General features: G+C 71.3%; 12 protein-coding genes. 5 read left to right on the top strand and 7 right to left on the bottom strand.

The features are described from left to right. Nucleotides 1–2: 2 nt before the first annotated feature. Nucleotides 3–695, top strand: coding sequence for an endonuclease/exonuclease/phosphatase family protein (locus ASL10_RS09810; RefSeq protein ID WP_307785101.1), 693 nt, complete (start codon nucleotides 3–5; stop codon nucleotides 693–695). 259 nt (nucleotides 696–954) lie between these two features. Here the strand turns inward: ASL10_RS09810 and ASL10_RS09805 are convergent, their stop codons facing one another. Beyond that, nucleotides 955–1,233: a hypothetical protein gene (locus ASL10_RS09805; RefSeq protein ID WP_056046704.1), complete on the bottom strand. Its 279-nt coding sequence runs from the start codon at nucleotides 1,231–1,233 to the stop codon at nucleotides 955–957. A 332-nt stretch (nucleotides 1,234–1,565) separates the two neighbouring features. Here ASL10_RS09805 and ASL10_RS09800 point away from each other — a divergent pair, with 332 nt between their 5' ends. Next, a complete protein-coding gene (locus ASL10_RS09800; RefSeq protein WP_056046702.1) occupies nucleotides 1,566–2,405 on the top strand; it encodes an aldo/keto reductase in 840 nt (279 codons plus the stop codon). A 174-nt stretch (nucleotides 2,406–2,579) separates the two neighbouring features. Further along, a complete protein-coding gene (locus tag ASL10_RS09795; protein WP_056046700.1) occupies nucleotides 2,580–3,344 on the top strand; it encodes a Pr6Pr family membrane protein in 765 nt (254 codons plus the stop codon). Here the strand turns inward: ASL10_RS09795 and ASL10_RS09790 are convergent. Then, nucleotides 3,275–4,786, bottom strand: coding sequence for an FAD-dependent oxidoreductase (locus ASL10_RS09790; protein ID WP_056046699.1), 1,512 nt, complete (start codon nucleotides 4,784–4,786; stop codon nucleotides 3,275–3,277). The two genes, ASL10_RS09795 and ASL10_RS09790, sit on opposite strands and share 70 nt — an antisense overlap. A gap of 175 nt (nucleotides 4,787–4,961) precedes the next feature. After that, entirely contained in the window at nucleotides 4,962–5,759 is a 798-nt protein-coding gene (locus tag ASL10_RS16000; RefSeq protein WP_056046697.1) for an alpha/beta fold hydrolase, read from the bottom strand. A 496-nt stretch (nucleotides 5,760–6,255) separates the two neighbouring features. Here ASL10_RS16000 and ASL10_RS09780 point away from each other — a divergent pair, with 496 nt between their 5' ends. Together ASL10_RS09780 and ASL10_RS09775 are read left to right on the top strand one after the other, a co-directional pair. Further along, nucleotides 6,256–7,077 (top strand): NAD(P)H-hydrate epimerase, encoded by an 822-nt coding sequence (locus ASL10_RS09780; protein ID WP_056046695.1) that lies wholly within the window; start codon nucleotides 6,256–6,258, stop codon nucleotides 7,075–7,077. A 487-nt stretch (nucleotides 7,078–7,564) separates the two neighbouring features. After that, nucleotides 7,565–8,536, top strand: coding sequence for a hypothetical protein (locus ASL10_RS09775; RefSeq protein ID WP_056046693.1), 972 nt, complete (start codon nucleotides 7,565–7,567; stop codon nucleotides 8,534–8,536). 79 nt (nucleotides 8,537–8,615) lie between these two features. Here ASL10_RS09775 and ASL10_RS09770 read toward each other — a convergent pair whose 3' ends face one another. The 4 genes from ASL10_RS09770 to ASL10_RS09755 all read right to left on the bottom strand — a co-directional run bounded on the left by ASL10_RS09770 (nucleotide 8,616) and on the right by ASL10_RS09755 (nucleotide 14,280). Further along, nucleotides 8,616–10,100, bottom strand: a complete 1,485-nt coding sequence (locus ASL10_RS09770; RefSeq protein WP_082460329.1) for an MFS transporter — start codon at nucleotides 10,098–10,100, stop codon at nucleotides 8,616–8,618. Between the two features lie 698 nt (nucleotides 10,101–10,798). Beyond that, nucleotides 10,799–12,322 (bottom strand): DHA2 family efflux MFS transporter permease subunit, encoded by a 1,524-nt coding sequence (locus ASL10_RS09765; RefSeq protein ID WP_235452646.1) that lies wholly within the window; start codon nucleotides 12,320–12,322, stop codon nucleotides 10,799–10,801. A 120-nt stretch (nucleotides 12,323–12,442) separates the two neighbouring features. After that, nucleotides 12,443–13,321 carry an ABC transporter permease subunit gene (locus ASL10_RS09760; protein ID WP_056046690.1) on the bottom strand — a complete coding sequence of 293 codons (879 nt, stop codon included), beginning with the start codon at nucleotides 13,319–13,321 and terminating at the stop codon, nucleotides 12,443–12,445. Beyond that, the gene (locus ASL10_RS09755) at nucleotides 13,318–14,280 is read right to left on the bottom strand and encodes an ABC transporter ATP-binding protein (protein ID WP_043593111.1); all 963 of its coding nucleotides are present in this window, start codon (nucleotides 14,278–14,280) and stop codon (nucleotides 13,318–13,320) included. The genes ASL10_RS09760 and ASL10_RS09755 overlap by 4 nt, the downstream gene beginning before the upstream one ends. Nucleotides 14,281–14,410 lie beyond the last annotated feature (130 nt).

The following is a 14,410-nucleotide window of genomic DNA, read 5'->3' as shown; positions in this document are numbered from 1 at the left end:
TCGTGACAGAAGACAACGGACACACGATGCGCGTCGTCAGCTACAACCTTCGCGAGCACACGGCCAAGGGCGAGATCCGGTCGCTCGCCGAGGACAACGACGCCGACGTGCTCTGCCTGCAAGAGGCCGACACGAAGGACATCCCCGACGAGTTCGGCGAGTTCGCCCTCGCGGCGTCGACGCACAACAACCGTCTCGGGCTGGCGGCCTACTACCGCCGTTCGCGCTTCGAGTTGCTGGGGACGAACGTCTACGCGCTGAAGAAGTCGATGCACGACCGGGTGATGTCGCCGGCGCACGAGCGTCTCCTGGCCATGCACCTGGCCGACCGGCAGAGCGGACGTGACGTGCTGATCGGCTCGTTCCACGCCGCCCCGCTCACCGCCACGAACGCCCTGCGGAAGAAGCAGGTCGAGTCGGCGCACCGCCTCATGCGTGCGCTGGCGCCCGGCGTGCCGATGCTCATGGTGGGCGACTTCAACTACCCGTGGTTCCACGGCGGTCTCCGCAAGCACATCGAGCGCGACGGCTTCGTGCTGACCCGCAGTTCGACCCCGACCTACCTCGGCTACAAGTACGTCAAGGGCCACTTCGACTTCGCGACGAGCTACGACCTCAAGATCGAGGACGTCGTCACCCTGCCGGCCGGCATCAGCGACCACCGTCCGATCCTGGTCCGCGCCCGGGGGCTCTGACCTCGCGGGTTCCGCACACGACGAGGGGCCCGGCCACCTCCTCGGTGGCCGGGCCCCTCGTCGTGGTGCCGGGAACCGCAGGAGGCGCGGTGCGGCCGACAGCCTCACCGCGCCTCCTCGGGGCCGGAACCGCTGGAGGCGCGGTGCGGCCGACAGCCTCACCGCGCCTTCTCGGGGCCGGGAACCGCAGGAGGCGCGGTGCGGCCGTCAGCCTCACCGCGCCTCCTCGGGTCGTCGCGCCCGCAGGCGCCGCCGGGGCCTAGGCGGCCAGGGCGAGCTCGCGGGTCTCGACCGACGAGGCCTGCACGATGGTGCGGCTGGGCTCGTGGCGCCAGCTGCGACCGGGGATGACCCAGCCGGCCGCTCCGTCGACGACGACCGACGCACCGACGCGCACGGCGGCGGTGACGTCGTCGCGCCAGGCGCGGACGGCGAACTGGGTGCCGCGGTCGTCGACGACGACGAACTCGACGAGGCGGGCGGTGGTGAGGGTGGGCGCGGTCGTGACCGTGCCGGTGATGCTGATGATGTCGTTCATGATGCTCGATTTCGATGTGTGCTCTGTGTTGCGACAGAATCCGTGGCACGAGATGCCGGATGGGCGCTCGTGGTCCGCCTGACGGCGGTGGTCGGGCCTGCGGTGACGGCGGCCGGAGAAGTAGGGCAACGATGATCGGTGGTCATCGTGCGCATCCGGCGAGGTCGTCTCGCGAGGCTGTTCGGGCGGTGCACCGGTGTGGACTCGGTCGTCACCGCACGGGGCACTTCTGAGAAGAGGGGCCCAAGCGACTCACCACAGTAACACGCCCGGGGTACGTCCACCAGTGTTTCCTCGGAAGGTTCGACGGGGGTGAGTGGTTGGCTCTACACATGACCACGATCCCCACCATCACCCTGAACAACGGAATCCAGATCCCTCAGCTCGGGTTCGGCGTCTACCAGGTCGACCCGGCCGAGACCAAGGACGCCACCCTCACCGCGTTCGAGGTCGGTTACCGCCACATCGACACCGCCGAGATGTACGGCAACGAGGCGGGCGTCGGCGAGGCGATCGCCGAGAGCGGCATCGACCGCAGCGAGATCTTCGTCACCTCGAAGCTCAACAACGGCTTCCACAAGCGTGACGACGCGCTGAAGGCGTTCGACGGCACGCTCGACGCGCTGAAGCAGGACTACGTCGACCTGTTCCTCATCCACTGGCCGCTGCCCGGCATCGACGTCGACTACGTCGAGACCTGGAAGGCCCTCGAAGAGATCTACGCCAGTGGCCGCGCGAAGTCCATCGGCGTCTCGAACTTCCAGCAGCCCCACCTCGAGCGCGTCCTCGACGAGGGCTCGGTCGTCCCGGTCGTCAACCAGATCGAGGTGCACCCCTACCTGACCCAGGACGCGCTGCGCGAGTTCGGCGTCTCGAAGGGCATCCACACCGAGGCCTGGTCGCCCATCGCCCAGGGCGGCGTCCTCAAGGACGAGACCATCACCGAGATCGCCGAGCGCGTCGGCAAGACGACCGCACAGGTGACGCTTCGCTGGCACATCCAGCGTGGCGACATCGTCTTCCCGAAGTCGGTCACGCGCTCGCGCGTGGAAGAGAACTTCGATCTCTTCGACTTCGAGCTGACCGACGCCGACGTGGCCGCCATCACCGCCCTGAACAAGGACGAACGCACCGGTCCGAACCCGGACGAGTTCAACTACATCCCCAGCTGATCGCCTGATCGGCACGTCGTCGCGCTCGGTCGCGACGCCGAGGCACCGAGGCCGGGTCCGCACGTCGTCACGACGAGCGGGCCCGGCCTCCGCACGTCGAGGCGTCGCGCGGGCGCCTAGTACGATCGACGTTTCCCCCGACCACAGCCGACCAGATCCGGAGGGCGTGACACGGTGCGACGGATCGTCGGCGTCCTACGCCTGCTCGCGGCCGCCGTCGGCGTGGTCGCCCTCGTCGCCGACTTCGTCTACGTGCTCGGTTTCAGCACCTTCAGCTCGATCAACTACTTCAGCTACTTCACGCAGCAGAGCAACATGGCGAACGTCGTGGTGCTCGCCTTCGCGGGCGTCGTGTCGTTGCGCGGGCGACAGGAGCCCGGCTGGTTCGCGGGAGTCCACGCCCTGGTCAGCACCTACGTGATCGTGTCGGGCATCGTGTTCGGCATCATCGTCGCCGAGTCGGCGAGTCACGACTACCGCATCGAGGTGCCCTGGTCGAGCCAGCTGCTGCACTTCGTGATCCCGACGTTCGTGCTCGTGGACTGGGTGTTCGGCCCCGACCGGCCGCGGGTGCGGTGGCGGGTGCTCTCGGTGGTGCTGGTCTTCCCGCTCGTGTGGGGCGTGTTCACGATCGTCCGGGGCGCCGACGTCGGCTGGTACCCGTATTTCTTCCTCGACCCGGCGCAGGTCACCTGGCCGGGCGAGTTCCTGCTGTACAACGGCATCGCCCTGGGCACGATCGTCGGGGTGCTCGTGGGGCTCGTCGCGCTGAGCCACGTGCGGCCGCACGCGCGGGCACGGCAGGGTGGCGGGCCGGCGTCGGCGACGGGCACCGCGCCTCCTGCGGTCGACGGACGAGGAGGCGCGGGTCAGGACGTCGGGTCGGCCGTCGGCTCGTCGGTGGGCGCGGGGGACCCGGCGGCCACGAGGTCGAGGTAGGGCGCCAGGCTCTGCATCGCCGAGGCCATCGCCGCGTCGTCGTCGAGGCCGGCGACCTCGGCCGCCGCGTCGCCACCCGTCAGCGCGACCAGCACGGGCGCGCCGGTCGCCGGCATGAGGTTGACGAAGAGCCGGTAGGGGGCGTCGTCGTCGAGCACGGCCCAGACCGTGGCCTGGGTGGACCAGAAGGCCTCGTCGAAGCGCAGCCAGAGCACCTCGCGCGTGCCGACGCCGAGGGCCTCGATCGCGTCCGTGTGGGTGGACGGCAGATCGGGCGAGAACTCGGGCACGCCGGTCTTCAGCACGCCCAGGGGGATCGTCGACACCGCGCGGTCGACCGAGAGCGACTCGCCGGTCGCGAGCCTCAGCCCCACGCCCTGGTCGCCGTACTGGACGCGGACGACGTTGCTGTCGCGGAGCACGTCGAGGCCGTCGAGCAGGCCCGCGACGAAGCCCGAGAGGCCACCCGTCACCACGGAGGCGCCGGTGGGCAGCAGGTCGCGTGCGGGGTCGTCGCCGAGGGCCGAGGCGGCGAGGTCGTCGGCCCCGGCCCCCCATCGGGCCGGGAGGAGGTCGTCGAGCACGAGGGCGAGACGGTCGGCGTCCGAGACCCCGTCCGGACCGGGAAGGGCCGAGACCTCGTCGGCCCCCGAGCCGGAGAGGGCGTCGGTGACGCTCGTACCGGAGTCGGCGTCGGTCGTGGTGGAGCGCCCCACGGCCCAGGACGCGGCCCGGTCGAGACGGTCGGCGGCGTCGCCGAGGGAGTCGACCGCACCGTCGGACGTCCGGACCTCGACGGTGTCGTCGAGCGGCCGGGTGCGGACGCGGGCGAGGGCGAGTGCGGCCTGGAGGGCCACCGACCCGGGGCCCTCGAGCAGGCCGACGCCGAGTTCGACCGGGTAGGGCCAGTCGTCGTCGTGCACGCTGTGCACCCGGCCGCCGACCCGGCCGCGGGCCTCGACGACCACGACGTCGTAGCCCCGGTCGACGAGGGACCGCGCCGCGGTCGCCCCCGCGATGCCGGCGCCGATCACGGCGATGCGTTCGTCGGTCGCGGCGACCCCGGCGACCTGCGCCGCGACGTCGAAGCCCGACTGACGCGCACCGTAGACCGTGCCGCCCATCGTCGAGGCGACGGCTTCTCCGGCGAAGAAGAGGCGGTCGTCGAGCGGGGTGCCGAGCAACCGGCGGTCGGCGTCGGAGGTGCCGGGGGTGAGGTGGCTCGTCGCCCCGAGGGAGTAGGGGTCGTCGGCCCACGAGCTGCGGCGGAAGGCAGCGGGGGCGACCGTGCCCGACGAGGTCGGCGTCGGCGTGGGGGTCGGCGTGGCGGACGGGGTGGGGCTGGCCGTCGGCGCGGGGGAGTCCGTCGTGCAGGCCGACAGCACGAGGATCGCGGCCCCCGAGACCGATCCCGTCAAGAACGCTCGCCGACTGATGCCCATGGTGCGTCCATTCTCGCAGTCGGCGCGCACCGGCGCTCGCCGGGGTCGTCCCGTGGCGTCCTGCGCACCGGCACCGCGCCTCCTGGTCGCGTCCTGCGTTAGGGGACCGCGCCTCCGGGTCGCGTTCTGCGTTCCGGCGCCGCGCCTCCGGGTCGACGACCCGTCGGGGCGGGCCTCAGGCGTCGACGGTCTCGAGGAAGGTGCGCAGCAGGTCGGTCACCTGGTCGACGGGGAGCAGCGACGAGGCGTGGTCCTGGCCGACGAGCGAGTAGAAGACGGCTGCCGGCATCCGGCGGGCGGCCTCCTGGGACTCGCGATGGCGGTCGACGTCCCGCGTGCCGGCCAGCAGGAGGGTGGGGACCTCGACCGAGTCGAGCTGGGGGACCGTCAGGCCGCCACCCGTCTCGGCCGCGGTGAAGAAGGCGGCCAGGGCGATCGGATCGTCCTGCATGAAGGCCAGACGGGTCTCGGGATCGATCGGACGGCCGATCGTCTCGCCCCAGCGGTCGACGAAGCGGGCCATGCCACCCGTCGTCAGGGCGTCGTGCCAGTCGGGCGTGAAGGTCGCGCCGATGTTGCCGTTCATCGGGGCCCAGCTGCCACCGATCGTGGTCAGCGTCCGGAGGCGCCGGGGCTCGTGCGCCGCGACGGACAGCCCGATGCGGGCGCCGAACGAGTAACCGACGTAGTGCGCGGGCTCGAGGCCCGTGGCGTCGAGCACGGCGCCGACGTCACCACGGTGCAGGTCCATCGCGTACGACTCGGGGTCGTGGGGCTTGCCGCTCTTGCCGTGGCCGCGCATGTCGAGCGCGACCACCGTGAAGTCGCGCTGCAGGTCCCGGAGGTAGCCGAGCCCCCGCCAGGTGCCGCGCGAGAGGCCCGAGCCGTGCACGAGCAGGAGCGGCGGCCCGTCCCCGTCGACCTCGTAGGCGATCTCGGTGCCGTCGACAGGGTTCGGGGTGGTCGCACGCATCCCGACAGTCTGGCAGCGCCCCACAGCTCGTGATGGTTGTGGTCGTAGTGCTCGCTGTGCTCGTTCTGCTCGTTCTGCTCGCTGTGCTCGTCCCGCTCGTCGTGCCCGCTGCGCGTCCCGCTCGCTGCGCGCGTCCCGCTCGCTGCGCGCGTCTCGCGCGTCGTGCCCGCTGCACGTCCCGCTCGTCGTGCCCGCTGCGCCTCCCGCTCGTCGTGCCGTTCTGGTCGCGTGACGGTCGACTCGGGTCGGCTCGCGGTCGGGTCGACCGAGGTGCCGAGTGGCGCGCGATGTCGGCAACTCCTCCCTCGTGCCGCCCGTGCCTCCCGTGGGCGGCGCCCTCGGCCGCCTGCGCGTCACAGGCCCGGAGTTACCGACTCGGCCGGTGCCGCACGAGCAGGTCCTCCTCGGCGCGGTGCGGCACGGCGGGGCCCGGCGCCGTGGCGGACCGGGGTGGGCGGCCCGGTCTTCCGGCGGTCGAGGGGAGGAGGGTGGACGCATGGTCGAGGCTTGGACGGCGGCACAGATCCGTGAGGCGGAGCGCCCACACCTGGAGGCGGGCGAACCCTTGATGAGGCGGGCGGCCGACGGTCTCGCGGACGTCGTGCGCGACGTGTTGCGCGCCTCCTCGTCCTCCCGGGACGGTCGTGCGGGCCGCATCCTGCTGCTCGTCGGAAGCGGCAACAACGGCGGTGACGCGCTCTACGCCGGGGAGTCGCTCGCCCGCGAGCTCGTGCCACAGGGCGGCGCGGTGACGGTCGTGCCCGTGGGGTCACGGGTGCACGAGGCCGCCCTGGCCGCGGCGCTCGCGGCAGGGGCCGTGCTCGACGACGTCGAAGCCTGGTGCGATGCTGCGGTCGTGGCGGGGGTTCTGCCCGCGTACGACGTGCTGCTCGACGGACTGGTCGGGACGGGCTCGAACGGTGCGGGGCTCCGGGGGGATTCGCTGCGCGTGGTGGAGGCGGTGCTGCCGGTGGTCACTGGTGCGACATGGGGTGCGGGTGCAGAGGCGGCTGTGGCATCCGTGACGGGGAGGGGCGCAGGGACGTCCCCGGGCGGAGGTTCGGCTGCGGACGGCGACGTCACGGAGCCCGCACCACGAGTGATCGCGGTCGACGTTCCGAGCGGCATCGGGGTGGACGACGGGGCCCTCCCCGATCCGCCACACGTGCTGCCCGCGGACGTCACCGTCACGTTCGGCGGGCACAAGGTCGGGCTCGTCGTGGGCCCGGGGGCGGAGCGAGCCGGACGCGTCGTGCTCGTCGACATCGGCATCGGTCCGGACCTCGCGCGCATGCCCCCGGCGGTCACGACTCCCTGATCGCCGCCCCGCCCCGCCCCGCCCCCGCCTCGCCCCGCCTCGTCTCGCCCAGCCCCCGCCTCGCCTCGTGCCGCCCCTGTCCCGTCCGTCTACTGCCCCCTTCCGTCTCGTCCCGTCGTGTCCTGTCCCGTTCCGCTTGCTGTCACCGCCAAGGGTCTGTCCCGGTCGGCAACTCCGGGCTGTCGACTGGCCGAGGCGGAACCCTCGCGCCTCCGTCACGACGCCGACGCCCGATGCAGGAGTTCCCGACACTGCACCAGCACGGTCGGCAACTCCTGCCCCCAGGGCATCGCCACCCGGCCGGAACCCTCACACCACCTTGGGTCTGGGCAGGAGACAGGAGTTGGCGACGGCAGGCCGTTCCCGACCGCGGAGAAGGTCTCACCGGTTCGGCGTCGTCTCGTCCCCAGGGGCCAGCCGCCGCCGTGCGTCCCCGGTGCGAGTCGTGCGGAGGTGACGGCTCCCGCGATTCCGACACGCTCGTGACATGACCACGATCGCCGAACTGGTCTCGTCCGCCGGAGGCCTGCTCCACAAACGCGACCTCGTCGCCCACGGCGCGACCGACCGACACCTCACCGTCGCCGTGCGTTCCCGCAGCGTCGTCCGGCCCCGGCGGGGGTGGTACTCCACGTGGTCGCCCCATGACCCCCGGTTCGTCGCGGTGGCGGTCGGTGGCCGGCTCACGGGAGCGTCCGCCCTCCACCTGCTCGGGGCGTGGTCGTGGTCGTCGCGCCGACCGCCCGTCACCGTGTCGGTTCCGTTGACGGCCTCGCGCCTCCGGAGGCGTCGAGGGGTCCGTGTCGTCTGGGACCCCGTCGACCTGAGTTGCCGAGGATCGACCTGGGCGGTCGATCCTCGCGACGCCCTGGCCCGGGCGGTCGTGGAGGCGCGATCCTTCGAGGACGCGGTGATCCTCGTCGACTGGGCGAGGGAGGCAGGCATCGTCCAGGACGATGACGACGCCGCCGAGGTGTTGTCCCGCAAGAGGATGGACGCTGCCGGCCTCGTCGCATGGAGTGAAGGAGGCGCGGAGAGCATCCTCGAGAGCGCCGCCGGAACGAGACTCCGACGCGCGGGACGCCACGTCGTGCGTCAGATCCCCGTCTCGGGGACGAACAAGATCATCGACATGGTGGTCGACGGCATCATCGGCTTCGAGACGGATGGACGAGCACACCATGAACGGCGTTTCGACGAGGACCGGGTCAAGGACGCCGACATCGCCCGTGAGGGGCGGGTGCCGTTTCGGGCGAGCGCCATGATGGTGAAGAACAGGTGGCGGTCGACGGCCGAGGCGATCGATGCGCTGATCTTCACGGCGGGTGGCCCCCGTCGCGCCGAGGATGTCGGCAACTCCTCGTTGCCGCGAGTGCTCGGACCCCGGGGTCACCGATCGTGGCGGCTGGCGATTCCCCGACGGCACCCCGGTCAGGAGTTCCCGATCGGGGGAACCTAGCGGTGGAGCGCGTAGCCCGTCCCACTGGCCTTCATCGCGCCGCACGGCCTGGGCAAGCCGCCCGCCGGCCCGGCCCACCTCAGCTCCGCGGCGACTGCTTCGACGAGGGGACGACCGACAGCGGAGTGGTGATCGTCTCGAGCGACTTGCGAGCCGCGTCGACTCCGAAGATGAGCGCGATGACACCGCCGACCAGCATGACGCCGGCGCCCAGGAAGTACCCGCCCGTGAGGGGGCCCCGGTCGCTCCCGTCGCCGATGAGGGCGCCGTAGAGGCTCGGAGCGACGGCGCCGACGATCTGTCCGAGGGCGAAGAAGTAGCCGATGACCTGACTCCGTAGCTCGAGCGGGAAGATCTCGCTCACCGTCAGGTAGGCCGACGACGCGCCTGCCGAGGCGAAGAAGAACGAGACGCTCCAGAAGGCGGTCTGAGTCGCGGCGTTCAGCACGTCCGCCTGGAACAGGATCGCCGACACGGCGAGCACCGCCGCCGACACGGCGTACGTCAGGAAGATCATCTGACGTCGACCCCAGCTGTCGAACAGCGGCCCCAGCACCAGCGGCCCGAGCAGGTTTCCCACGGCGAAGATCAGGAAGAAGTACTGCGTGCTGCTGGGGCTCGTGCCGTAGAAGTTCTGCAGCACGAGTGCGTAGGTGAAGAAGATCGCGTTGTAGAGAAAAGACTGCGTGATCATCATCGCGGCGCCGACGAAGGTTCGCTTCGGGTAGTCGTGTACCAGGGTGCGGATGATGGTGCCGAACCCGATCCGCCCCGCCGCGACCACCTCGATGGCCTGGTCGTCCGACACGGGGGTGAGGTGGTCGGTGCCCTTGTCCTTCTCGACGCGGGCCTCGATGTCGTCGACCGTCGCCTCGGCCTCCTTCTCGCGTCCGTGGGTCATCAGCCACCGCGGGCTCTCCGGGATGTGGCGGCGCAGGTAGATGATCGCGAGGCCGAGCACGGGGCCGATGAAGAACCCGATGCGCCAGCCGACGTTCTCGGCGAACAGGTCGGGGTCGAGCAAGAAGATGTTGGCCGTCGCGCCCAGGGCCGCGCCGCCCCAGTACGTCCCGTTGATCGCGATGTCGACGCGTCCGCGGTACTTCGACGGGATGAGTTCGTCGATCGCCGAGTTGATGGCGGCGTACTCCCCGCCGATCCCCGCACCGGCGAAGAACCGGAACACGGCCAGGAAGACGAAGTTCGGCGACAGTCCCGCGATGGCGCTCGCCACGAGGTAGATCGCCAGGGTCAGGATGAACAGCTTCTTGCGGCCGAGGCTGTCGGCCATCCGCCCGAAGATGAGGGCCCCGAAGACCTGGCCGACGAGGTAGATCGTGCCCAGCAGCCCGACCTCGGCGGCGGTGAGCCCGAGGTCCGCCTGGAACCCGGCCGAAGCCACGATCTGGATCTCGAGCCCGTCGAGCACCCAGGAGAACCCCAGGCCCACGACGATCGACCAGTGGAACCTCGTCCACGGCAGACGGTCCATCCGGGCCGGGACGAGGCTGCGCGTGCCTCCGCCCGGGCCGCCGTTCGACGAGGTGGTGGGTGAGCTTGTCATGGGTCGGCCTCCCGGGGATGCGTGACGTCGGGTGCGCAGCCTGCAAGTCTGCATCATCTGCACGTGCCCGGACGTTACTCGCGCTCGGAGCCCGTGTCCGCGTCGGCCCGCACGTCGAGGAAGCAGGTGCCCGAGGAGGCGCGCGTCGGCAACGCAGGACTTCCGAGGAGGCGCAGGCCGAGAAGACAGGGACCCAGAGGCAGCGCGCACCCCGAGACAGGAGTTGCCCGCACCTGCAGGGGCAGAGGAGGGCGCGCACGGGCAACGCAGCACCGCCGAGGAGGCGCGTGTCGGCAACGCATGACCGCGGAGGAGGCGCGTGTCGGCAACGCAGGACTGCCGAGGAGGCGCGGGCCGAGAAGATAGGGACCCGGAGGCAGGGCGCACCCCGAGACAGGAGTTGCCCGCACCCGCACCCGCACCGAATTCGCAGGGGCTGAGGAGGCGCGGGTGGTGCAGGCCGCACCGTCGGCGCCATGGGGCCGTCGCGGGAACGGGATCACGCGGCTCGGGCCGTCGGTTGCACGACGATCCACGACCTCACGGACGGCTGATGCGACGACGAGCTGCCGACGGCCGGCGCTTCCCCGAGGGGGAGGCCGTGGCCATCGGCAGCTCGGCAGCTCGGCAGCTCGGCAGCTCGGCAGCGCCGACGCACGTCTCGCCACGCGCCACGCGCGACGCGCGACGCGCGCAGGTTAGTGCGCGACGACCGGCTCGGCGCCCTCGACGACCGGCGGGCGCCGGACGAAGAACGACCCCACGACGGCGAACACCGAGATGATCGCGCCGACCAGGAATGCGGCGCGCACGCCGGCTCCCGTGGCGGCGGCTCCGGCACCGGACTGGCTGGCCGCCGCGGTGGCGGCCAGGGTCATCACGGTGACGAACACGGCGGTGCCGGCGGCGCCCGCCAGCTGCTGCACCGTGCCGACGATCGCGCTGCCGTGCGAGTACAGGTTCGACGGCAGCGACCCGAGGCCCGAGGTGAACAGCGGCGTGAACATGAAGGCCAGGCCGATGCTGAGGGCGACGTGGGCGGCGAGGACCATCGGGATCGGGGTGGACTCGGACACCGTGGACATGAACCACAGCACCGCGCTGACCAGGGTGGTGCCGGGCACGAGCAGCACGGTCGGACCGTACTTGTCGAACAGGCGTCCCACGACGGGCGACAGCAGGCCCTGGACGAGGCCGCCGGGCAGCAGCAGCAGCCCGGTGGCGAGCGGGTCGAGGCCGTGCACGTTCTGCAGGTAGATCGGCAGGACGATCAGGGTGCCGAAGAGGGCGATCATGCCGACGCCGAGCACCGACGCCGAGATCGTGAAGGTGCGCGACGAGAACGTGCGCAGGTCGAGCAGGGCGCGGTCGCGACGCTGCAGCGAGCGCTGACGCAGCACGAACGCGACGAGCGCGACGACGCCGACGGCCAGCGGCACCCAGGCGGGGACGGCGGCCTCGGCCCCTTCGCCGATCGAGCTGAGCCCGAAGACGATGCCACCGAAGGCGAAGGCCGACAGGATCACCGAGGTGACGTCGAGGGGCACCTTCTTCGGCGTGGTGACGTTCTTGACGCGGGCGGCACCGAGCGCGAGCGCCACGAGGGCGATCGGCAGCACGAGGATGAACATGAAGCGCCACTCGAGCACGCTCAGGATGACGCCCGAGATCGTCGGGCCGATGGCCGGTGCGACCGAGATGACGATCGAGATGTTGCCCATCGTGCGGCCGCGCGTGGCCGGCGGCACGAGGGTGAGCACGGTGGTCATCAGCAGCGGCATCATGATCGCCGTGCCCGAGGCCTGCACGACGCGGCCGAGCAGCAGCACGCCGAAGCCGGGAGCGATCGCCGAGATGGCCGTCCCGAGGCTGAAGAGGCTCATCGCGGTGATGAACACCGGGCGGGTGTTGAAGCGCTGCAGCAGGAAGCCCGTGATCGGGATGACGACGGCCATGGTGAGCATGAAGCCCGTGGTCAGCCACTGGCCCGCCGTGACGGTGATGTCGAGGTCGCGGGTGAGGCTCGGCAGGGCGACGCCCATGATCGTCTCGTTGAGGATCACGACGAAGGCCGACACGAGCAGCAGCCCGATGACGAGCTTGTTGCGCGCCTCGGTGCCGGCCTGGTCGCCGTCGGCGCCCGCCGTCGCGGTGTCGGCGGCTCGGCTCTCGGGGGCTCGGCTGTCGCCGACGGTCGTCGGGGGAGAGGGGTCGATGCTCAAATGGGGCTCCTCGGAGGTGACGGCGGTGTGCCTGTGCGACCGAACGTACGAGACGGTCCGGTTCTTCCCGATCCGTCCGATCGCGTCGCCGTCACCCCGAGGAGGCGCGGTGCCCGTCGGTCAGACGTCGCGTCGCTTCACGAGCGCGAGCGCCAGACCGAAGAGCACGACGACCCAGCCGACGAGCACCAGCAGGGCGCTCCACGGCTCGAGGACGAGGGCCCCGTCGGGGCTCGGCAGGGCCATGGCCGACTGGCCGGAGACGACGTAGTCGTAGAGCCGGGCGGCGGCGTTCGGCGGGATGATCTCGGCCAGTGTGTAGACCCAGGCGGCGTCGACGAACGCCGTGAAGATCTGCACGATGATCGGCAGCACGAAGACCAGGCCGACCGAGGCCGCGATGGCGCCGGCGCCGTTGCGGATGATCGCCCCGAGCGAGAAGGCGATCATGCCGATGAAGGCGATCGAGGCCGCGGCTCCGACCACGCTGCGCCAGAGGGCACCGTCGCCGAAGTCGACCGTGATGTCGTTCGACGGCAGGATCGCGCTGTTGATCAGCAGGGTCAGGACGAGGGCGACCAGCGACACCACGAAGAGCGTCAGCGCGACGACGACGAGCTTGGCGACGACCGCGGGCAGGCGCTTGGGCACCGTGGCGAAGGTCGACCGGATCATGCCCGTGCCGAATTCACCGGTGATGACGAGAGCGCCCAGGATCGACGCGACGAGCTGGCCGAACACCACGCCGACCGAGACGGACTGCGCGACGATCTGCTGTTGTTGCTCGGTGCTGGCCTCGCCGGCCTGGAACAGGCCCGCGCTCAGGGCGAACAGGGCACCGAAGCCGACGATGATGACGACCATGATCGCCAGGCACCACCAGGTCGAGCGGAGCGTACGTAGTTTGATGACCTCGCTGCGCAGCACGCCGCCGAAGGTGAGCTTCGAGGTCGGGCGCACGGGTCGGTCGCGGTGACGGGTGGGGGTCGTGGCGGTCATCGGGTCGCTCCCTGGGGGGTCTGCGTGTCGGGGGCGACGTGGCTGCCTCGCGCCGCGCCTCCTGCGTGGTATTCGACGGAGTCCTGCGTGAGGGTCATGTACGCGTCCTCGAGCGAGCGGACCAGCGGGGTGAGCTCGTGCAGCACGACGCCGGACGAGGCGGCGAGGTCGCCGACCCGCTCGGCGGTGATGCCCCGCAGCTCGACGACGCCGGGCTCGACGGCCGTGACGGCGACGTCCGGCCCTTGCAGCAGCGAGACGAGGTGGTCGGCGTGCGGGCTGCGGACGCGCACGGCGTCACCCGACGCCTGCGAGATGACGTCCGAGATGGGGGAGTCGGCGAGCACCTTGCCGCGCCCGAGCACGATGAGGTGGTCGGCGGTCTGGGCCATCTCGCTCATCAGGTGCGACGAGAGGAACACGGTGCGACCCTCGCTCGCGAGGAAGCGGGCCAGGGTGCGCACCCAGACGACGCCTTCGGGGTCGAGGCCGTTGACGGGTTCGTCGAGGATGACGGTGGCCGGGTCGCCGAGCAGCGCGGCGGCGATGCCGAGGCGCTGGCCCATGCCGAGCGAGAACCCGCCGACGCGCTTCTTCGCGACCGACTCGAGGCCGGTCAGGGCGATCACCTCGTCGACGCGCTTCTTGCCGATGCCGTGCGTGGCGCCCATGGCGAGCAGGTGGTCGTGGGCGCTGCGACCGGTGTGCACGGCCTTGGCGTCGAGCAGGACGCCGACCTCGTGCAGGGGGGCCGCGTGGTCGGCGAACCGCTTGCCGTTGACCGTGACGCTGCCGCTGGTGGGGCGGTCGAGCCCGACGATCATGCGCATGGTGGTGGACTTGCCGGCGCCGTTCGGGCCGAGGAACCCGGTGACGAGGCCGGGTCGGACCGTGAAGGTGGCGTCGTCGAGCGCGCGCTTGTCTCCGTAGATCTTGGTGAGGTTCCGGGCTTCGATCATCGCGTGCGTCCTGTCGTCGGCATGCTGAGGGGTGTCCGCATCGCCCCAGGCTAGGGGCGCGGTGCGCCCGGGGGCATCCCCCGCCCGGCCGAGACCGGTGGATGCGCGAGTGGTCCGCTCGGTGGACGCC

Origin of the sequence: Frigoribacterium sp. Leaf8, from assembly GCF_001421165.1 — a bacterium.
In the GTDB taxonomy this organism is placed as follows: domain Bacteria; phylum Actinomycetota; class Actinomycetes; order Actinomycetales; family Microbacteriaceae; genus Frigoribacterium.
The sequence above is the reverse complement of the archived record's forward strand: the minus strand, read 5'-3'. Positions and strand labels throughout refer to the sequence as shown.

Coding starts and splice junctions, on each gene's coding strand:
- ASL10_RS09760 (WP_056046690.1), bottom strand. CDS start 13,321: ATGACCGCCACGACCCCCACCCGTCACCGCGACCGACCCGTGCGCCCG.
- ASL10_RS09775 (WP_056046693.1), top strand. CDS start 7,565: ATGACCACGATCGCCGAACTGGTCTCGTCCGCCGGAGGCCTGCTCCAC.
- ASL10_RS09780 (WP_056046695.1), top strand. CDS start 6,256: ATGGTCGAGGCTTGGACGGCGGCACAGATCCGTGAGGCGGAGCGCCCA.
- ASL10_RS16000 (WP_056046697.1), bottom strand. CDS start 5,759: ATGCGTGCGACCACCCCGAACCCTGTCGACGGCACCGAGATCGCCTAC.
- ASL10_RS09800 (WP_056046702.1), top strand. CDS start 1,566: ATGACCACGATCCCCACCATCACCCTGAACAACGGAATCCAGATCCCT.
- ASL10_RS09805 (WP_056046704.1), bottom strand. CDS start 1,233: ATGAACGACATCATCAGCATCACCGGCACGGTCACGACCGCGCCCACC.
- ASL10_RS09770 (WP_082460329.1), bottom strand. CDS start 10,100: ATGACAAGCTCACCCACCACCTCGTCGAACGGCGGCCCGGGCGGAGGC.
- ASL10_RS09755 (WP_043593111.1), bottom strand. CDS start 14,280: ATGATCGAAGCCCGGAACCTCACCAAGATCTACGGAGACAAGCGCGCG.
- ASL10_RS09790 (WP_056046699.1), bottom strand. CDS start 4,786: ATGGGCATCAGTCGGCGAGCGTTCTTGACGGGATCGGTCTCGGGGGCC.